At 62.8% G+C, this 17,122-nt stretch carries 22 protein-coding genes; 5 read left to right on the forward strand and 17 right to left on the reverse strand.

The window, feature by feature from the left end; all coding sequences use genetic code 11:
* Positions 1-216: 216 nt before the first annotated feature.
* Both NKI22_RS26520 and NKI22_RS26525 read left to right on the forward strand, forming a co-directional pair.
* A complete protein-coding gene (locus tag NKI22_RS26520) occupies positions 217-2,352 on the forward strand; it encodes a TonB-dependent hemoglobin/transferrin/lactoferrin family receptor (RefSeq protein WP_352815665.1) in 2,136 nt (711 codons plus the stop codon).
* 2 nt (positions 2,353-2,354) lie between these two features.
* The gene (locus NKI22_RS26525; protein ID WP_352939396.1) at positions 2,355-3,437 is read left to right on the forward strand and encodes an SIP domain-containing protein; all 1,083 of its coding nucleotides are present in this window, start codon (positions 2,355-2,357) and stop codon (positions 3,435-3,437) included.
* Here NKI22_RS26525 and NKI22_RS26530 read toward each other — a convergent pair.
* The 10 genes from NKI22_RS26530 to NKI22_RS26575 form a co-directional block, all read right to left on the reverse strand.
* Positions 3,434-3,856 (reverse strand): aconitase X swivel domain-containing protein, encoded by a 423-nt coding sequence (locus tag NKI22_RS26530; RefSeq protein ID WP_352815661.1) that lies wholly within the window; start codon positions 3,854-3,856, stop codon positions 3,434-3,436. The genes NKI22_RS26525 and NKI22_RS26530 overlap by 4 nt on opposite strands.
* Complete coding sequence (locus NKI22_RS26535) at positions 3,853-5,100, reverse strand: aconitase X (protein ID WP_352815659.1); 1,248 nt, start codon at positions 5,098-5,100, stop codon at positions 3,853-3,855. Before NKI22_RS26535 ends, NKI22_RS26530 begins: the two co-directional genes overlap by 4 nt.
* Before the next feature lie 80 nt (positions 5,101-5,180).
* Complete coding sequence (locus NKI22_RS26540) at positions 5,181-6,248, reverse strand: ABC transporter ATP-binding protein (protein WP_023721291.1); 1,068 nt, start codon at positions 6,246-6,248, stop codon at positions 5,181-5,183.
* A complete protein-coding gene (locus NKI22_RS26545; RefSeq protein ID WP_031194613.1) occupies positions 6,248-7,036 on the reverse strand; it encodes an ABC transporter permease in 789 nt (262 codons plus the stop codon). Before NKI22_RS26545 ends, NKI22_RS26540 begins: the two co-directional genes overlap by 1 nt.
* Entirely contained in the window at positions 7,036-7,905 is an 870-nt protein-coding gene (locus NKI22_RS26550) for an ABC transporter permease (protein ID WP_023721293.1), read from the reverse strand. The genes NKI22_RS26545 and NKI22_RS26550 overlap by 1 nt, the downstream gene beginning before the upstream one ends.
* 66 nt (positions 7,906-7,971) lie before the next feature.
* Entirely contained in the window at positions 7,972-9,033 is a 1,062-nt protein-coding gene (locus tag NKI22_RS26555; protein ID WP_023721294.1) for an ABC transporter substrate-binding protein, read from the reverse strand.
* A gap of 53 nt (positions 9,034-9,086) precedes the next feature.
* Positions 9,087-10,061 carry a PfkB family carbohydrate kinase gene (locus NKI22_RS26560; protein ID WP_352815658.1) on the reverse strand — a complete coding sequence of 325 codons (975 nt, stop codon included), beginning with the start codon at positions 10,059-10,061 and terminating at the stop codon, positions 9,087-9,089.
* A complete protein-coding gene (locus NKI22_RS26565; RefSeq protein ID WP_023721296.1) occupies positions 10,058-11,098 on the reverse strand; it encodes an ADP-ribosylglycohydrolase family protein in 1,041 nt (346 codons plus the stop codon). The genes NKI22_RS26560 and NKI22_RS26565 overlap by 4 nt, the downstream gene beginning before the upstream one ends.
* A 3-nt stretch (positions 11,099-11,101) precedes the next feature.
* A complete protein-coding gene (locus NKI22_RS26570) occupies positions 11,102-11,827 on the reverse strand; it encodes a GntR family transcriptional regulator (RefSeq protein WP_023721297.1) in 726 nt (241 codons plus the stop codon).
* Positions 11,828-11,993: 166 nt separating this feature from the next.
* Entirely contained in the window at positions 11,994-12,248 is a 255-nt protein-coding gene (locus NKI22_RS26575) for a hypothetical protein (protein WP_023721298.1), read from the reverse strand.
* Positions 12,249-12,522: 274 nt separating this feature from the next.
* Between NKI22_RS26575 and NKI22_RS26580 the strand changes: the two genes are divergently transcribed.
* A complete protein-coding gene (locus NKI22_RS26580; RefSeq protein ID WP_023721299.1) occupies positions 12,523-12,855 on the forward strand; it encodes a hypothetical protein in 333 nt (110 codons plus the stop codon).
* A gap of 143 nt (positions 12,856-12,998) precedes the next feature.
* Here the strand turns inward: NKI22_RS26580 and NKI22_RS26585 are convergent, their stop codons facing one another.
* The gene (locus tag NKI22_RS26585) at positions 12,999-13,700 is read right to left on the reverse strand and encodes a hypothetical protein (RefSeq protein WP_352546993.1); all 702 of its coding nucleotides are present in this window, start codon (positions 13,698-13,700) and stop codon (positions 12,999-13,001) included.
* A 208-nt stretch (positions 13,701-13,908) separates the two neighbouring features.
* Positions 13,909-14,154 carry a hypothetical protein gene (locus tag NKI22_RS26590; protein WP_156948365.1) on the reverse strand — a complete coding sequence of 82 codons (246 nt, stop codon included), beginning with the start codon at positions 14,152-14,154 and terminating at the stop codon, positions 13,909-13,911.
* Here NKI22_RS26590 and NKI22_RS26595 point away from each other — a divergent pair.
* On the forward strand, positions 14,138-14,452 hold the full coding sequence (locus NKI22_RS26595; protein WP_023723028.1) for a hypothetical protein: 315 nt from the start codon (positions 14,138-14,140) through the stop codon (positions 14,450-14,452). The genes NKI22_RS26590 and NKI22_RS26595 overlap by 17 nt on opposite strands.
* Positions 14,453-14,576: 124 nt before the next feature.
* On the opposite strand, the gene NKI22_RS26600 is transcribed toward NKI22_RS26595, so the two are convergent.
* The 4 genes from NKI22_RS26600 to NKI22_RS26615 form a co-directional block, all read right to left on the reverse strand.
* Positions 14,577-14,807: a DUF2934 domain-containing protein gene (locus tag NKI22_RS26600; protein ID WP_352546988.1), complete on the reverse strand. Its 231-nt coding sequence runs from the start codon at positions 14,805-14,807 to the stop codon at positions 14,577-14,579.
* An 83-nt stretch (positions 14,808-14,890) separates the two neighbouring features.
* Complete coding sequence (locus tag NKI22_RS26605) at positions 14,891-15,103, reverse strand: hypothetical protein (RefSeq protein WP_352524156.1); 213 nt, start codon at positions 15,101-15,103, stop codon at positions 14,891-14,893.
* Positions 15,104-15,226: 123 nt separating this feature from the next.
* The gene (locus NKI22_RS26610) at positions 15,227-15,532 is read right to left on the reverse strand and encodes a DUF1236 domain-containing protein (RefSeq protein ID WP_031195423.1); all 306 of its coding nucleotides are present in this window, start codon (positions 15,530-15,532) and stop codon (positions 15,227-15,229) included.
* A gap of 377 nt (positions 15,533-15,909) precedes the next feature.
* Entirely contained in the window at positions 15,910-16,206 is a 297-nt protein-coding gene (locus NKI22_RS26615) for a hypothetical protein (RefSeq protein WP_023723032.1), read from the reverse strand.
* 170 nt (positions 16,207-16,376) lie between these two features.
* Here NKI22_RS26615 and NKI22_RS26620 point away from each other — a divergent pair, with 170 nt between their 5' ends.
* Positions 16,377-16,652 (forward strand): hypothetical protein, encoded by a 276-nt coding sequence (locus NKI22_RS26620; RefSeq protein ID WP_023723033.1) that lies wholly within the window; start codon positions 16,377-16,379, stop codon positions 16,650-16,652.
* 63 nt (positions 16,653-16,715) lie between these two features.
* Here NKI22_RS26620 and NKI22_RS26625 read toward each other — a convergent pair whose 3' ends face one another.
* Positions 16,716-17,015 carry a hypothetical protein gene (locus tag NKI22_RS26625; RefSeq protein ID WP_023723034.1) on the reverse strand — a complete coding sequence of 100 codons (300 nt, stop codon included), beginning with the start codon at positions 17,013-17,015 and terminating at the stop codon, positions 16,716-16,718.
* Between the last annotated feature and the right edge of the window lie 107 nt (positions 17,016-17,122).

A 17,122-nucleotide genomic window follows, 5' to 3' on the forward strand; every position in this document is an offset into this window, starting at 1 on the left:
GCGTCTGCCTCCACCGTCTACCGCTGCAGAGCCCGCCGTTTCGCTGCTCCATTTGAGATAATTCGGTCATGGTCGCGGCCTGTAAAATTAAGTTGACTATTCTAATCATGTTTTAATAAGTAGCCCTGCCCGGCCCGCGTGTCGAGGCTTCTCCATCATGCCAGCCAGGGCCAACGGCCGCCGCCAGCAATCTTTGCTTTTCCGGGGGCTGCACGCATGAAACTGACAAGCAACAAGACCTTGATGGCGAGCACCGCGCTCGCCTTCGCGCTCGGCCTGTGTGCCGCGCCGCCGCTGGCCGCCGCGCAGGAGCCGGAGAAGAAAGGCGCCGCCGCCAAGGCCGACCGGCCGGTCAAGGTCCCCCAACAGACTAGAACTGGGCAGAACGAGCCGACCGTGCTCGACCTGATCACCATCTCGGCGACGATGATCAAGACGGCGATCATCGAATCGATGGCCGCCATCAGCGCCGTCGATCAGGAAGAGCTCGAACGCATCCAGCCCGACACCGCCGCCGACATGTTCCGCACCACGCCCGGCGTTGCCGCCTCGATGAACGGCGACGATCCGGCGACCGCCATCAACATTCGCGGCCTCGAACAATATGGCCGCGTGGTGGTGACGCTCGACGGCGCCCGCCAGGATTACTGGCGCGTCGGACACGGCTCGGGCTCGTTCTATGTCGAGCCGGAACTGATCAAGGAAGCGACCGTCATTCGCGGCCCGGTCTCGAATGCCTATGGTTCGGGCGGCATCGGCGGCGTCGTCTCCTTCGAGACCAGGGATGCCGGCGATTTCCTCAAGCAGGAGGAACGCTGGGCGCTGAGCGAGAAGCTGGGCTATGAGGATAATGGCGACGGCTTCACCACCAGCACCACCGGCGCCTACCGTTTCAGCGACGACGCCGACATCATCGGCAACCTCATTTACCGCGACCGCGACAGCTACACCGATGGCAATGGCGACACCGTGCCGTGGACCGGCGAGAGCATCACCAGCGGCTATATGAAGGCGACCCTGCGGCCCGCCGACGGCCACGAGCTCAAGCTCGGCGCGATCCTGCAGCGCTACGGCGACCAGGTCACCGGATCGAGCGGCTCGACCTCGCCGACGCTGAGCCGCTACGACACCGACACGACCAACCAGACCTATACGGCTGGCTATACGTGGAGGCCGGACGACAACGAGCTGGTCGACCTCAGTGTCAACGCCTACCACAACCGCACGCGCGCCGAGCAGACGCAGGTCTGGCCGGCAACGGCGATCGGCAACTTCCGCTACTACGACGTCGCCACGAGCGGCTTCAACCTGAAGAACTCCTCACGCTTCGATGCCTGGGAGATCGCTCACACCCTCACCTACGGCCTCGATTACTACTATCTGAAGGCTTCGTCGGACGCCGCGCATTTCGGCGCCGGCGAACAGCAGGGCTATGGTGGCTTCCTGCAATGGCAGGGCGACTATGAGAACTGGCTGCAGCTCATCGCCGCCATGCGCTATGACGGCTATCAACTCGACGGTGAGACAAAGACCGTGCCGCCGGCGGAAGCCTCGATTTCCGGCGACCGCTGGTCGCCGCGCCTCACCGTCGGGTTAACGCCATTGGAAGGTTTCCAGCTTTACGGCACCTATTCGGAAGGCTACCGGGCGCCGGGCCTGCAGGACGTCTACCGCGGCGGCGGCGCGCATGGCGGCGGCGACAGCTACCAGCCCAACCTGCTTCTGCAGCCCGAAACGGCGAAGAACTGGGAAGCCGGGATCAATCTTAGATATGACGATGTGCTGGCCGCGGGTGACCTGTTTCGTGCCAAGGTCAACGTCTTCCACACCGCCGTCGAAGATTATATCGACGTCGACCTCACTGTGTTGCCGCGCACGGCGATCAACATCGGCGACGCACGGCTGAAGGGCATCGAGGCCGAGGCCGTCTACGACTATGGCTGGGGTTTCGTGAACCTCGCCGGCGCCCTGATCGACGCCAAGGTCGTCAGCGGCGTTTACTCCGGCCAGGCGCTGAACAACACGCCGCTCGACCGCTTCTCGGCGACCGTCGGTTTCCGCATGCTGGAGGACCAGTTCACCGTCGGTGCGCAATATCTCAGCGTCGGCAAGATCACCCGGACAAGCCGCACCAACCCCGACGCGCCGCCCGTGGTCGATGAAGGCTTCGACCTGGTCAACGTCTTTGCCAACTGGCGCATCAATGACCGTGCCAAGCTCGATTTCGGCGTCGATAACGTCTTCAACACCGCCTACACCGACCCGCAAAGCGCCTGGTCGACGACGGCGGCAACGGAACAGGGCAAGGGCCGCACCTTCAAGGTGGCGCTCACAGGCAGGATCGGAGGTTGAGAATGAGGCAAGCATCAGCGAGCGGACTGGCCTGCGAAGCGCGCTTGAACCTGCGCAACCTGCCGCATTACATCGACCGCATCAGCGACAGGCTGCAAAGCTTCGATGCCGATGCCTCGCGCGAGGGGCAGCGGCTCGACTTCCGCTTCGCCTTCGGCGACGCGTCCCTTGACATGGAGCGGCTGGTGATGCGGGCCAACGCCGCCGACCGCGATGGGCTGGCCCGCATCAAGGACCTGCTGGCTACCGCTGTCGAAGTCTATGCCAAGGAAGAAAAACCCGAGATCGTCTGGACCGGCGATCTCGCCGAAGAAACCCGCCTTGCGCAGTTCCGTGAGATGGTCGTCACCCAGGTCGGCGACCTGACCCCGCATATGCGCCGCATCCGCTTCGCCGGCGAGGATTTGACGCGCTTCGCAAAATTCGGCGGCATGCATATCCGCATGCTGTTCCCGACCAGGGATGTCCCCGATCCGCTCTGGCCCGTGCTTGGCAGCAATGGCTTGCCGGCCTGGCCCTCGGACGACAGGCGCCCGGTAGCGCGCGTCTATACCATTCGAGCCCTCGACGTCGAAAACGGCATCATCGACGTCGACTTCCTCATCCATCCCGGCGACAGCGTCGGCGCCTGCTGGGCCATGCAGGCGGCGCCTGGCATGAAGATCGGCATCATGGGGCCGGTCGGCCGTCCGGTACGACCGGCATCATGGTATCTCATGGGCGCCGACGAAACCGGCCTGCCGGCGCTGGCCCGCATGCTGGAGACGCTGCCCGCCGAGACCAAAGGCGTGGCCTTCATAGAGATCGCCGACGGCGGCGAACGGCAGGCCATCGACAACGAGACCGGTATCGAGCTGCATTGGCTGCCGAGAAATAGCGTGCCGGCCGGGCTCGACGACAGGCTGGCGCGCGCCATCCAGTCGGTCGCATGGCCGACCGGTTCGGCATTCGGCTGGTTCGCGGCCGAAGCAGCCGCCGCCAGGACGGTGCGCGAACACTGGCGCGGCACGCTGACGCTCGACCGCAACGAAACACTGGCGGCGGCCTATTGGCGGCGGGGCGCGGCGGGACTAATGGCCGGCTAGATCTTGCTCACCATTGCTTGGGCATCTTCGCCCAGATCGATTGCGATCCGGTCGCCGGAGACAATGCCTGATATCTCGCAGACGACCAGCGGCATGCTGATTTCATAGAGGAATTCGGCAACGATGGCGCCGACGGCAAGGATCGGGTCCGGCCGCTCCAGGATAATGCCGGCCGGCGCCGTGCCCCTGCGGATCGCTTCGGCCAGAACCGAAGACGAGGACGACGACCCCCGCCCGCTCGGCATCACCAGGATCTTGCCGGCGATGTTGCCGCCCAGGTCCGGATGCGAATGGTCGATGATGTCGCCCGTTTCGACTTCGATCCCGCCCCAGAAGCTGAGCGCCTGCGAAAGCACCAGCGCCGGGCCTTGTGCCGAGCCGGAAAGGTGGAATGTACCGGTTCTGGCCGGTGCCTTCATGGCGCGCCTCGCACGACGCGGCCGGCCGCAGCCGAGCGGACGCAGTCCTCCATGTCACCGAAGGCCACCGAGGCACCGATATTGCCAGGTGCGTAATGCGCCCATTTGCCCGAATTGGTCATCACCACACCGTCGAGGCGCTCGATGATCGTGGTGACGTAAGTGCAGGTGTCGGCGACCGGAACGAGGCCGAATGCTTCCATGCCGGCCAGTGCGCCCTCGTCCTGCAGCCGCGCCAGCGTGGCACGCCCTGTGTTGACATAGATCGGAACGCCTCTGCCCGGCGCGACCTCGCGCAGCAACGGCAACAGGCGCATCCATTCCTCATGGGAGAAATGCGGCGTGCCTAACGAGACGGCGGCAAGCAGCACGCCGTCGGGGACGCTCGACAGCCTGGCCAGAGCATGGTCGATGTCGGCGCGGCTGATACGGATTTTTTCCTCCGGCACTAGGCCTTGCAACGCCTGATCGAGAGTCTCCGCCTCCGGCGTGATGCCGACGGCATGAAATAGCGCCACCGCACCCGTCGTTGCCGCTGCCGCCCCCAGTGCCTTCAGTTGGTCCTCGTCGCGCGGCGGCGGCAGGCCCGATATCACCGGAATACGGTCGCCACTCCTTTGCCCGACGATCAGCCCGACGCCGACAAACAGGGCGTCGGTAGGCTCGAGACCGCCAGTCAGCTCGAACAGAACCTGGCCACGCCGGTTTTCGATCAGGTGCAATCCCCAGGCTGGCGCGCGCCCGGTGATTGCGGAGCACAAATCGATAAAATCGCCATAGCGGTTGGTCCGCGCACCGATCACCGAATTGGCGAAGACGATGGCGTTGGATTCACCCCAGGCAATCTGCTCGCCAAACCCTGGCCGAAACCGCGTCTGATAAGGCGCGCAGGTGAAGGTCGCCTGGCAGCCGAGTTCCAGATGCGCCTTCATCAGACGGCGCGCCGGCACTTCTTCCGCGGCCGTCATCTTCACCAGTCCGGGATGGATCAGATCGAACGAGCCGACATTCAGCGTCGTTGGCACCCGAACGCGGCCGCCGCCCTCGATCAGCCTTTCGACGAAATCGAGGCTGGCCTGGCCGTGATAGAGGCAGCCGTCGATATGGGCACCGGCAATGTCCAGCAACTTGCGCGCGCCGACCGCCTTCGCGAAGGCGACCAGGATCTTCATGGCGGCAGCCGCTGCCGAGCCTTGCTCGCCATGCAGCATCGACTGGTCGCCCGCATTCAATTCAAGGGGCATCGAGCATTCCGCTTCGGAGTTTGCCCGACCATGCTTTCCCCGATTGCCGACCGCCTGGCAAGACTGAAGGATTGGATCTGCTAGCTCGCGTCGATCAGCACCGTACTCTCGGACGACCAGCGCAGCACCACCTGTTGTCCTTCCGCCAGCTTTTCGATGCCGGTGTTCTGCACGATGACCTTGATTGTCTGGCCATCGCGATCGACAAAATATGTGCTGTTGTTGCCGGCGAAGATACGCTTGGAGACCCGCCCCGTGAGTATGTTGGCATGGGCTCGGTCCGGAACGCCGGCATTGGTGGCGATGCGGATTCGTTCGGGCCGCACGGCGCAGCTCGCCTTCATGCCGGCGACAAGCGTAACCCCCGCGCTTGCGGCAATCCCCGTTCCGTCAGGCAGCCGGATGCCCGTACCAGTGGCGTTGCCGCGAAGGATGTTCGCGTCGCCCAGGAAGGTGGCGGCAAACTCACTCTTCGGCCGATCGTAGATCTCCTCGGGCGGGCCTTCCTGCACCAGCTTGCCATCGCGCAGAATGCCGATGCGGTCGCTCATCGTCAGCGCTTCTTCCTGGTCGTGGGTGACGAAGATCGTGGTGATGCCGATCTCGCGCTGAATACGCTTCAATTCGATTTGCATGTCCACGCGCAGCGCCTTGTCGAGCGCGCCGAGCGGCTCGTCGAGGAGAAGCACGCGCGGCGTGGTGACGATCGCGCGAGCGAGCGCCACCCGTTGGCGCTGGCCGCCGGAGAGCTGGTGCGGCCGGCGACCACCGAGCGTGCCGAGTTGCACGAGGTCGAGTGCGCGCTGCACCTCGCTGGCAATCACCGCCTTGGGCTCGCCGCGCACCGACAGTCCGAAGGCGACATTGTCGGAGACGCTCATATTGGGAAAGAGCGCGTAGTTCTGGAACACCATGCCGATGCGCCGCTTCTCCACCGGCACCCGCTCAACACTTTCGCCGCCTATGGAGATGCGACCAGAGTCGGGAAAGTCGAAGCCTGCGATCTGGCGCAGCAGCGTGGTCTTGCCGCTGCCGGAGGGACCGAGCAGGGCGTAGAAGCCGCCGTCGGCGAAATCGATCGAGACATCGTCCAGCGCCTTGTGCGCGCCAAAACTGCGCGACACATTCGATACCTGCACGCCCGCCATTATTTCTCTCCGCCGAATTTGAAGAAGCGCGCCGTCAGCAGCATCAGCGCCATCGACACAACAATGATGATCGTCGAGACAGCATTGATCTCGGGCGTGAAACCCTTGCGGATCGCCGCGTAGATTTCGACCGGCAGCGTCGTTTGGCCGGGCGTCGACAGAAAGTAGGAGACGACGAACTGGTCGAAGGACACGGCGAAGGCGAACAGCCCGCCGGCAATGACGCCCGGCATGATCCAGGGCAGCGTGACGCGGTTCGTCACCTGCCATTGATTGGCGCCGAGCGAGCGCGCCGCCTCTTCGAGCTCTGGCGCAAATGTCTGCAGCCGGGCCGAGACGACGACGATGACATAGGGCAGCGCCAACGCCACGTGGCCGAGCAGGATGGCATGCAGCCCGCGGCCGATGCCAACGCCGAAAAAGAAAATCAGCATCGCCGTGCCAGTGATCAGCCACGGTATGGCGATCGGCGGAAACAGCAGCGCCTGCAGGAATTTCTTACCGCGGAAGTCGTAGCGATAGAGCCCTAGCGACGCCGCGGTGCCGAGCGCGGTGCAGATGATGGTAGTGATGACGGCGATCTCGACGCTGTTTCGCGTGGCCGCGATCAGCTGATTGTTCTGCCAGAGCGAGGCATACCATTCCGTCGTCCACTCGAACGGCAGTTGGTAAAAGGGCGAGACGTTGAATGACATCAGCGCCATGATGATGATGGGCAGGTACAGGAAGGCGAGCAGCATCAGAATGTAGACCCGGCCGAGCCATTCCAGGATTCGGGTCGTCGCCACTAAGCGGCCCTCCGCAGCACCGGCGAAGTAACCGCCAGGATGACCAGCACCACAGCCAGCAGGATGAAGGACAGTGCGGCACCCAGCGGCCAGTTGAACACGGCAACGAACTGGTCCTCGATGACAGTGCCGTAGAAGGTGCCGGTGCGGCCGCCGAGGATGCGCGGTTCCATGAACGAGCCAACGACCGGCACGAAGATGAGTACTGCGCCCGCCACTAGCCCCGGCATCGACAGCGGAATGATGACCCGCTTCAGCACCTGCAGCCGCGAGGCGCCGAGCGAGCGCCCAGCCTCGATCAGCGAGTCATCGATGGCCTGCAGGGTCAGATAGCAGGTCAGCACCATGTAAGGCACGTAGGAGTGCACCAGCCCGATGATGACGGCCGGATAGGAATACATGAGATCAATGTTGATCTTGAACGGCAGCACGGCGTTGAGCGCTGTGTCGAGAATGCCCCCTTCACGCAGCACCATCGCCCACGAGAAGATGCGCACCAGCCCGTTCGACCAGAACGGCAGGATGACGAGCAGGAAAATCGCCTCGCGGCTGCGGCCTTTCAGCACCTTGGCCAGCACGTAAGCGGCGGGATAACCGATGACGATGCACCACAGCGTCACCTCGAGGCCGAGGCGCAGCGAGGCCACCAGCAATGTCAGGTAAAGGCTTTGTGAAAAGAAGGCGGCATAGTTTTCGAGCGTGAATGCCCACGGCTTTCCCGATCGCGGCAGGTCGGTCATGAAGGAGAAGAAGACCATGGCCGAGAGCGGCAGGAAAATTGCAACCGTCAGCCAGAGATAGGCAGGCGCCAGTAGCGGCAAGGCCGATCTCAGCCCGCTGCGCGACGCGGCTGCGATCTGTACTGCCATGACATCTCCTCCCAGGATAGGAAGGATCAGCCGACGTTGATGGTCGGCTGATCGCGGCTTCTGCTGTTACTTCACGTCGACCTTGAGCTGCTGCCAGAGCGCCAGATAGGTCTCGCGCTGCGCGTCAGTAATCGGCGCCTGGAACTGGATGCGCTTGGCGACAGCCGGGTCGCCCATCACCTTGCGGTTGAAGGAACTCTCTGGCAGCGCTTCGACCGCCTTGGTGTTGGCCGACACCGGCGCGCCGACCTTGGTGACCCATTCGACATAGAACTTTGGGTCGATCATGTAGTTGATGAAGGCCTCGGCGCCGGCGACATTCTTGGAACCGACCGGAATGGAGAAGGCGTCGAGCCAGGCGACAGCACCCTCCTGGGGAATGACCAGCGAGACCGGCAGCTTGAAATGCGTCTTGGCGCGGTCGGCCGAGCCGCTCCAATAGGTGCCGATGTCGATCTGGTTGGAGGCAACCATCTGGTTCCAGTCGTTCTCCGAGCTCCAGAACGTCTTGATCTGCGGCATCAGCGAGGTCAGCTTCGCCTTGACCGCCTCCATGTCCTTGACGTCGTTGATGTTCTGGCCGGTAGCGATGGCGCCGAACTGCACGGCCTCGACGGCATCGTCACGGATGGTAACGCGGCCCTTGTGGGCGGGATCCCACATTTCGGCGATGCTGGTCGGCGGCTTGTCGAATGACTTGTCGTTGATGGCGAGCGCCGTCAGCCCCCAAACCCACGGCACCCCATAGACCTTGCCGTCATGGACAAGCATCGATGATCCGGCCTTGTCCTTGCTGATGTCGGCATAGTTCGGCAGCTTGGACGTGTCGATCGGCTGAATGAGCTTTTCCGCCATCGCCTGATCGTTGAAGGCGGCATTGATCATGACGACATCGTAAAGGCCGGGATTGGTCCTGAGCTTGGTCAGCATTTCCTGTTCGGAATTGAAGAAGTCGTTGACGACCTTGTTGCCGGTTGCCTTTTCGAAGGCGGCTATGGCCCAGGGCTCGTCGGCGCCATAGCCCTTCCAGTTGAGTACGTGCACCTCGTCGGCCCTGGCGGCCAGCGTAAGCGCCGAAGCGAAGACAGCGGTTGCCGTCAGAAAAGCAGTCAGCTTGGGCATGCGCATGTTCGTTCCTCTCATTGTTGCCCGGTTGGCGGGCTTGTTATCCCATTAGGCTGTCAGAAATGGGCCTCTTGTTTCCGGCCATGCACGGTCGTCGGTCGATCGTCATGGCTGAGGAATCGCTGGATCTCTTGGTCGTTCGGCGCCGTCGACCCGCCATGGCGGGTGACCGAGAGCGCCGCCGCCGCATTGGCGTAACGCGCCGCTTCGAACGGCGACACGCCGTGCGAGAGCGCGCTGACGAAGGCGCCGATATGAGTGTCGCCGGCGCCGTTGGTGTCTACCGCCGCGACCTTGAACCCGGGCACATCTTGGGCGGTGCCGTCGGCCAGCCGCACGAAGCAGCCTTTTGCGCCAGCGCGGACGACCACGCCTGCCGCGTTGGGGCAGTGGCTGGCCAGCAGCCGGGCAGCAATAGCCTCGACATCGCCGGTGCCGGCGATCTCAGCCGCTTCGGCGGCGTTGCAGCTCAGCCAGCTCGTGCGCGCCAGCACCCGGTCGAGAATGGTGCGCGGAATGTCTGAAATGATCGGCGTCGGATCGAAGACCAAAGGAATTTCCGCCGGCAGCACCTCGATCCAGTCGACAAGCGCCTCTTGGCTTCCCGGATAGCTAACCGTATAGCCGGAGGTGAACACCCAGTCGCCCGGTGCGACCGAAATGAGCGCCATTATGTCAAGGCTGAGCAAACTCTCTGCACCAGGCCACGAGACGAAGGTGCGCTCGGCATCGCTCGAGATCATGGCGACGCAATTGCCACTGTCCAGAACCGGCGATGCCGGCGTCAGTGTCTCGATCCCCTCCGTGGCTAAGGCCGCGCGCAGGAAGTCGCCATTGGGTCCGCTGCCGAGCTGGCCGCCGAACACCACCTTCATGCCGGTGCGGCTGGCCGCGACCATCATGTTGAAGCCGCCGCCGGCGACTTGTGCAAAGCTCGATGCGGTCTTCTCCGTGCCCGGTGCCGGCAAGGCATCGATGCGGTAGACATAGTCGACTACCGCGCTGCCGATGTGGACGAGACGCCCGCTCATGCTGCCGCATCCTTGCCGGACCTGCTCTTCGCCGTCCGCAGGGCGACCAAGTCGGCGGCGAGCGCGCGCACCCGCCCAATGTCTAGGCCTTTGATCCGGGCGATGTGTTTTTGTGGCAATCGGGAAAAGCCGGTGCAGGCACCGGCCATGCCGGCCGCGATGGCGCCGATCGTGTCGGTGTCGCCACCGAGATTGGCGCTGATGACTGCCGCTTGCCAGGGATCGCCGCCGGCGACTTCCAGCACCGCGAATGCAGCCGGAACGGACTCCTGACTGGCGACGCCGGTGCCGACCAAATCGGTGATCAGCCGGATCGCGTCGCTCGTCTCCTTGCCGCGTACGAGCTTCTGCGCCCACCCAATGCGCGCGGCGATGTCACCGCCGGTCACCCAATAGCCGAGCGTTGCCCCGTGCCTCGCCCCGGCGATGGCTCTGTCGGAAGCGGCGCGCCAGTCACCGCCAGCGATGCCGCGACTGATGGCGGCAGCGACCGCTGCGGCCGAAGCGATTGCGATTGACGTGTTGTGCGTCGCCCTGCAAGTTTCGGCCACTTTGCCGACCAGTGCGTCAAGCGGCTCTGGCGGCATCATGATGCCGACTGGCGCGATGCGCATGGCTGCACCATTTGTGTCGCCGCTGCGTCCCGCTTCCTCGGCTGGCATACCGTTATTGATGGCGTCGATGGCGCGTTTGGTTGATGGTCCCAGCAGATCGTAGCTGCCGCGCGCCTTGACATCGCGTTCCCAGTCGAGCAGCGCGTTGACCCACCGCGCATGGTCGAACCGGTTACCGGATTCGACCAGGATACGGCCAAGCAGAAGCGCCTGTTCTGTGTCGTCGGTGATCGTCCCGGCCGGGAGTCCCTTCGACACCGGATGGTCGGCGAAAGGAGCAATGAAGTCCTCGACATGACCGTAGAGTTCGGCAATCCGCGCCGGCGACAAAAGCTGCGTCGGCATTCCCAGCGCATCTCCCAGTGCCCCGCCCACAAGCGCTCCCATGGCCCGATCGGTTATGTTCCCGGTGTCGTCCGGCATCACTCAGAACCTCATATGCAGCGCAAAATGCGCCGGGTTGAGCAGGCTGGTCACATATTCGATCGGCCGGTCATCGGCGGCGCGGGTCAAGCGGCAACCGCGCAGGAACGGCGTGCCTTGCGGGCAGCCGAGGATTGCGGCGTCCTCTGGGTTGAGCATTTCGATGCCGACCCATTCCTCGCCATGGTCTGGAATGAGACCGGCGCCGCGGAGCGTCTGGTGGAGCGAGCCTTCGCGCAGACCGCGTAACGGCACGTCCTCCAGTTCGGGTGACAATGGCAGGCGGCTGCGCTCAATGGAGATAGCGTGGCCGTCGCTGGCATTGGTGCGCACCCGATCGACAGCGATGAAAAACGGGTTTTCTATACCAAGCAGTGCGGCAAGATCAGGGTCCTCGATCACCTCGAGCCGCAGCGTCCGCGTCTCGGCATTTGCGCCGGCGTTGGCGAGCGCCCGCGACCAACCGATTGAGTCATCGACGGGCTTGCCATCGAAGGTGACGAAAGAGCCGATGCCCACCTTGGTGGTGATCAGCCCGCGGCTGGACAGTTCCTCGAGGCCCTTGCGAACGGTGTTGCGGCTGACGGAGAAACGCTGGACGAGCTCGTTCTCGCTTTGCAACCGGTCGCCGAAGCCCAGAACACCGGAGCGGATTTCATGTTCGAGAACCGTGGCGATCTGTTCGGGCTTGCCCGTACCGGGAGACGATGGGACCACGCGGCGGACCATAGGCATACCTGTTCATTGCACCTGTATAGTCCTGTGCAATGTATCTGCAACGCCAGCTCTGTCAACCGACGGCGGAGGGGCCACACAGATAAACCAAGCTGCTTGATGATACCCAGCGGCCGTGAAGGCCAGCGAGGTGCGGCGGGCGAACGGGGTCGCTGGAGATTCACTGTTCGCTGCTGGAAGACCCCTCGGCTGCCCCGTCACCATCGGCAGAATGCGGCAGAATGCCGAAGTCGCGCGACTTGGTCCCATGCGCCGCCGTCAGGAAGCCATCGGCTGTGAGGCCTCGCCTCAAAAGTTCGCGTACCGCAGCCGACCGGCTCGGCATGCGCTTGTCGAAGCGCCAGTTCTCCAATGCCGCCAGTTCATCGACGGTCAGCATGATCTGCAATCGTTCCGGGCGTTCCAGTTCGGACATCTCGGCCTCCAGCCATACCAGGCTAAAATTAGCTGAGTTAGTATGTTCCTAATTCTTTGTAGAGTTAGGTATATTGGCAGAGTACGTCAAGACCTCCAGATGCATGATCCGTGCAGAAGTCCGATGAAGCGGATTAAGCATCAAATGGGCAATCAACAAAATACGCTAACTACTTGGCACAACACGATTTTTGATGATTTTCGCTTGCCAATCGCGGACCCTGGGCGCATGGTAGAACACGAGGGACAAACCGCTCCCGAAAGGAAGGTTTTCCATGCGCTACGGATTTTCGGTTCGCCTGCACGAAGACGTCAGTTCCCGAGTCCGAGCTACATTGCGGTCCGGGATTGCCATCAATCTGACTGCTGTCGCCGAAGCCGCGCGACTGCAGAACCTTGCCGAGAATGTTGCGCGCGAAGACATCGAATGGCTCGTCATGCAAGCAGCCCAGCTCCAAGGCGCAGCTATCGAGTTCGACGGCTTCGCGGAAACCGATCTGGCGGAGTTCGCGTGCCCCGAACCGATGCAAAGCAGTCCCGCGCTGGGTCGGGACGCCTTGGAGGGCGGGGTGACCGTTTCGCCGGATTTTGGCCGTCAAACGCATTGAGGCGCGTGCTCTTGTGAGCCCCCGTCATGCTGCCGCCACGTGCTCGGCAAAAAGCCCGCCATAATGGCGGGCTTTGGACTGATGGAGGTTTGGTGGACGAAGGCCTCTCGGCCGGTCGGACATTTCATTCCGATGTATTCGCCCTAGCGGCGCGCGATCAGCAGGCACAACTGGCGCAAATCGCTGTCATAAGTGCCTTCGCTGCTGAGCACGTCGACGCAGCGCCTCTTCATCCTGGCCAACTTGTCGCTCGACATGTCGGCGACGACCTGGGGTAAGTTGGGATTGCTGGGATTGTTGGGATTGTTGGGATTGGACGGGCTGCCCGGGTTGGACGGATTGCTCGAATTGGTACCACCGCCGATCCCGACACCGGCGCCGACATTGATGCCGCTGCCGATCCCGACCCCCGCGCCGGCCCTGACGCCGCTGCCGATACCTACCCCGGCGCCGGCGGCAATGCCACCGGAACCGCCGATCGTGGCGCCGGCACCGGCGTTGATGCCGCTTCTGCCCGCGACCGACGCGCCGGCGCCCGCGGCAATGCCGCTGGAACCGCCAACCGTTGCGCCGGCGCCGGCGTTGATGCCGCGACTGCCGCCCAGCGACGCACCGAGGCCGGCCTTGATGCCGCCGCTGCCCCCAACCGTTGCGCCGGCACCAGCGTTGATGCCTTGGCGGCCACCAACCGTCGCGCCGAGGCCGGCTTTGATGCCGCCGTTGCCGCCAATGGAAGTGCCAACACCAACGGCAATTCCGTCCGCGGCATTCACGGGCATCGAGAGCATGAAAACAACTGCGCTGCCCGCCACCGCATCGGTGATTGTTTTGATTATGATGGTCATAACACTCTCCTTGCTGTATTGCGCTGAACAGCCCGCGACATCGCCGGTTGCATACCTACTAATTTGCAAGAAGATTATCGGTTTCTTTGCCGATCAACTTACTGGCCTCATGGTATCTGTTCACACAACAGCCGAGTGAAGTTTGTAGTGAAATTTTCCGAAAGTTTTACTTCGGGAAGGTCCTCTGCCGGGTGAAGCAATGCGAGCGTCAACTGATGGGCGCCGCGATAGACGAACGTCGCCCCAACGGTCGGCGATCGAAATAAGGCGAATTCTTAAATCTGAAAACGACTACATCAATCCGACACGAGGCAATAGAAAACGGGCCGAGAAGGTCCGCCATGCGCGTGTTTGCTTCGCCGTGCTGCGCCATTTTTGCCAGAACCTTTCCGTCGCCCGCATTGTTTTCTCTGTAGTCGCCATGCGACGACAACCGAATGATGGAGATCAACATGCTTACGAAAATCCTGACAGCCTCCATACTTGCAGCCGGTCTGGCGACCGCGGCGATGGCCCAGAATGCCGGCTCGGACAACAATGCGCCTGGCAGTGAGAAGAGCATCGTCGTCCAGCCCAAGCCGAATGGCATCGACCTTGGCACGACCAGCAGCACGATGGGCACGACGGGTGCCATGAACTCCAATGCGGATCAAAACTGCCCTGCAACCCCGCAAGGTGCCCAACCCGATGCGTCCAACAAGCCTGCCGGGACGGTTTCCCCGACTGTCAACGACAACAATTGCGGTAAGTAGTAAGCCACGACAATCCGGCTTACCATCGCGGGTGGGCGGCAGCGGGACTGGTTAGGACTGGTCCCGCCTTACGATGGGCCAACCGAACCACGAGATCCAGCGATGCAATCAAATCCGCTCGAGTTCACGCTTTGCGCGGTCGCGCCTTGGGTTTGGTTCCCTCTTTGGCGGCCGGCGTCGGCTTAGGCTGGCGTGCTTTCGGCTTCGGCCGGCTGGCGGTCTCCTGCGCGGCGGTTTCTGCGTCGATCTCGGCGGTAGCCTGATCCCAATGCTGCTGATGCGACCCGTCGGGCCTGCCTGCCTGTTCCCAGATCGCGTGTGCCCGCTGGCGAATCCGTTCCTGCCTGTCCGTCACTGTTGCCTCCGTCGGCTCGGTTCATGCGTAAGCAACTTTGTTCTAGCTGAAATTTCGACCCGCGTCTTGAGCGGCAGGCACCGTTATTGAGCCTCTCTGTCACACAGGACAGCAACGCCGAGGAGCGCCGCCTTCTTGATGATCAGCCCTTCAAGATCGGCGTCCGAGCGCTCCGTTCCGGTGCGTTCGCGCAACAGCGCAATCGCTGCCTTCATCGACAGCAGGCCATCGCCTCGTTCAGCAAGCAATTTGTCGACGGCTGCGGCCACGTTGGTCGGCTCGACATGCGGCAGCATGGGAATGGCTCCTTTCCTTGTTTCGAGACGACAGCGGCTCCATCCCGATCCTTCGGGATGGAGCTCTTTTGATAATTTAGACCGTGACCTTTCCAAATCCGGTTCGCGGTTTGGGAACGCCGGTCACTCGATGACGTGCACGATCCTGCGCGTGCCGGGGTCGACGAGCACGGTGCGACCGTCGACGACGACGTATCTGTACTGCACGTCGGGAACATCGATCGGTTGCAGCTCGACCGTATCGGGCAACGTGGAACCGATATTGAGCTCCACCCCCAGAAGATTGATCGACGCCAACGGGTGCTTGTGGACGTATTCGCGGATGACCGTCTGCTGTTCGGGCGTGACAATCACCTGGTCTGCGGTGGCCACGCCGACGCCGGCGAGCAACACCAATCCCGCCGCAGCAGGAACAAGGTGGATTTTCATCGTCTACTCCTGTTGTTACGGGCCTCGCCTTTACGGTTGCGACGCGGCATTCCGGTCGAAGCGGCGAACCCTCTAGGCAAACGCCCAGGCCACCTTGTTGTTCCGTAAGTGGCGGCTAATCGAATAGCGGTGAAGTGCCCGTGCGGTGCGGCGAATGGACTGCGGATGAGCTGCGGTGGCCCGCGTCGCAAGACGCGGGCCGATCGGTCTCCCGATCAGCAGCGATACCGGAGGGGGTGATATCGGCTGCGTCTAAAACAACATTTAGGACAAGCTAATGTTCCTAGGCGACTGCAACTAACCTGCCGGCTCGAGCGGCGCGGCGTTACCGCCCGTCGCAGCCCCATGGGCAGCCTCTGTCGCAGCAATTGAAGCGGCTACTGCTTGGGCGGCTGTGGCGGCACCTCGCCAGGCTTGATCACCGGGGTCCTGCCCTCATCCGCCGGTGGTGCCGCCATGCCCTGATCGCCCGTTGGCGGCGGCTTCAGCACCCCACCGCATGGCTCGAGCATATCGGACAAATTGTTGCCGGCCGGCTGCTGCTGCTGGCTGTTCTTGTCCGGCGGCTCGACCTTGCAGCGGTCGAATTGCGACTGTTCGCCCGGCTGCGCGGACGCCGGCACCGCCAGCACCAGCGCGCCTAGCATGTACGGCAAGAAAATGAGCGGTCTCATGTCGAGCTCCTTTCGCGCCAGCATCGTCTGACTTGTGAAGGCAGGCAGGCGCGATTGGTTCCGTCGTGCGGCAATGCGCCCGGACCGCAGTGGCCCGGGAACCGGCCGCCAGACTTATGAGTTCAACCACTGAGCCAGTTCAGGGCCGCCGACATTATGGAGAACCAGCGATGGAACCGCGCAGGAAAGAACGAACCGACGACGAGACGGAGAGCCCGACCATCCAGCAGCAGGACTGGGACGCCATCCGGAGCGGGAGAATTCTCCCAGACGGCGTGCCGCAAAACGGCGACATCCGTTACGACGTCGAGAAAGACGGCGAACTGCCGGAGGAGGATGACGATAACGCTTACCAGGAAAGCGACGAGGCGTTGCCGGACGATACCGATGAACGCGTTATTTCACGCGATCTCGCACGCGAAGGTGGTCCTTTCGACGAAGAATGAGCCACCGCCTTTCGCACTGCCCTCGCTGTCCGCGTCGGCGGCCGGATGAAAAAGCCCCTGCTTTCAATTCGGGAGGTCGAAGACCGGCTCCTGGCAGCGATAGACCAGACATTGACCGTCACGCGTCTTGATATAAGCGACGCGCGGCATCTGCGGCCAGTCGCATTCATTGCCGAATTGGCGCACGTATCGGTCGTAGGTGTTCCGTCCGGTGGTCAGCACCACCGAGCGGTGCCTCTGGATCAGAAGCTGTGTCTGTTCGCACGTCATCGCGCGGCTGTCCGGCCGGGCATGGGCCGTCGCGGCAAACAGAAGCGCCCCGGCTGTCAGGACTGCCGCTTGTGTCAGGACTCTGGCAAGCATGACACCATCTCCCGTGAGGCCTAAAGCGTATCTTGGTTTCGCAAGCGCCGGATCGAGCCGCCCTCGCAGAGAAAAGATCGTACAGATTGCCAGGGAAAATGCAAAAG

It is taken from the genome of Mesorhizobium sp. M0778, from assembly GCF_040320105.1.
GTDB lineage: Bacteria > Pseudomonadota > Alphaproteobacteria > Rhizobiales > Rhizobiaceae > Mesorhizobium.

Excerpts from the sequence above, each read along its gene's own strand:
- NKI22_RS26520 (WP_352815665.1), top strand. The coding sequence starts at position 217 with ATGAAACTGACAAGCAACAAGACCTTGATGGCGAGCACCGCGCTCGCC.
- NKI22_RS26525 (WP_352939396.1), top strand. The coding sequence starts at position 2,355 with ATGAGGCAAGCATCAGCGAGCGGACTGGCCTGCGAAGCGCGCTTGAAC.
- NKI22_RS26530 (WP_352815661.1), bottom strand. The coding sequence starts at position 3,856 with ATGAAGGCACCGGCCAGAACCGGTACATTCCACCTTTCCGGCTCGGCA.
- NKI22_RS26535 (WP_352815659.1), bottom strand. The coding sequence starts at position 5,100 with ATGCCCCTTGAATTGAATGCGGGCGACCAGTCGATGCTGCATGGCGAG.
- NKI22_RS26540 (WP_023721291.1), bottom strand. The coding sequence starts at position 6,248 with ATGGCGGGCGTGCAGGTATCGAATGTGTCGCGCAGTTTTGGCGCGCAC.
- NKI22_RS26550 (WP_023721293.1), bottom strand. The coding sequence starts at position 7,905 with ATGGCAGTACAGATCGCAGCCGCGTCGCGCAGCGGGCTGAGATCGGCC.
- NKI22_RS26555 (WP_023721294.1), bottom strand. The coding sequence starts at position 9,033 with ATGCGCATGCCCAAGCTGACTGCTTTTCTGACGGCAACCGCTGTCTTC.
- NKI22_RS26560 (WP_352815658.1), bottom strand. The coding sequence starts at position 10,061 with ATGAGCGGGCGTCTCGTCCACATCGGCAGCGCGGTAGTCGACTATGTC.
- NKI22_RS26565 (WP_023721296.1), bottom strand. The coding sequence starts at position 11,098 with ATGCCGGACGACACCGGGAACATAACCGATCGGGCCATGGGAGCGCTT.
- NKI22_RS26570 (WP_023721297.1), bottom strand. The coding sequence starts at position 11,827 with ATGGTCCGCCGCGTGGTCCCATCGTCTCCCGGTACGGGCAAGCCCGAA.
- NKI22_RS26575 (WP_023721298.1), bottom strand. The coding sequence starts at position 12,248 with ATGTCCGAACTGGAACGCCCGGAACGATTGCAGATCATGCTGACCGTC.
- NKI22_RS26580 (WP_023721299.1), top strand. The coding sequence starts at position 12,523 with ATGCGCTACGGATTTTCGGTTCGCCTGCACGAAGACGTCAGTTCCCGA.
- NKI22_RS26585 (WP_352546993.1), bottom strand. The coding sequence starts at position 13,700 with ATGACCATCATAATCAAAACAATCACCGATGCGGTGGCGGGCAGCGCA.
- NKI22_RS26595 (WP_023723028.1), top strand. The coding sequence starts at position 14,138 with ATGATGGAGATCAACATGCTTACGAAAATCCTGACAGCCTCCATACTT.
- NKI22_RS26590 (WP_156948365.1), bottom strand. The coding sequence starts at position 14,154 with ATGTTGATCTCCATCATTCGGTTGTCGTCGCATGGCGACTACAGAGAA.
- NKI22_RS26605 (WP_352524156.1), bottom strand. The coding sequence starts at position 15,103 with ATGCTGCCGCATGTCGAGCCGACCAACGTGGCCGCAGCCGTCGACAAA.
- NKI22_RS26610 (WP_031195423.1), bottom strand. The coding sequence starts at position 15,532 with ATGAAAATCCACCTTGTTCCTGCTGCGGCGGGATTGGTGTTGCTCGCC.
- NKI22_RS26615 (WP_023723032.1), bottom strand. The coding sequence starts at position 16,206 with ATGAGACCGCTCATTTTCTTGCCGTACATGCTAGGCGCGCTGGTGCTG.
- NKI22_RS26620 (WP_023723033.1), top strand. The coding sequence starts at position 16,377 with ATGGAACCGCGCAGGAAAGAACGAACCGACGACGAGACGGAGAGCCCG.
- NKI22_RS26625 (WP_023723034.1), bottom strand. The coding sequence starts at position 17,015 with ATGCTTGCCAGAGTCCTGACACAAGCGGCAGTCCTGACAGCCGGGGCG.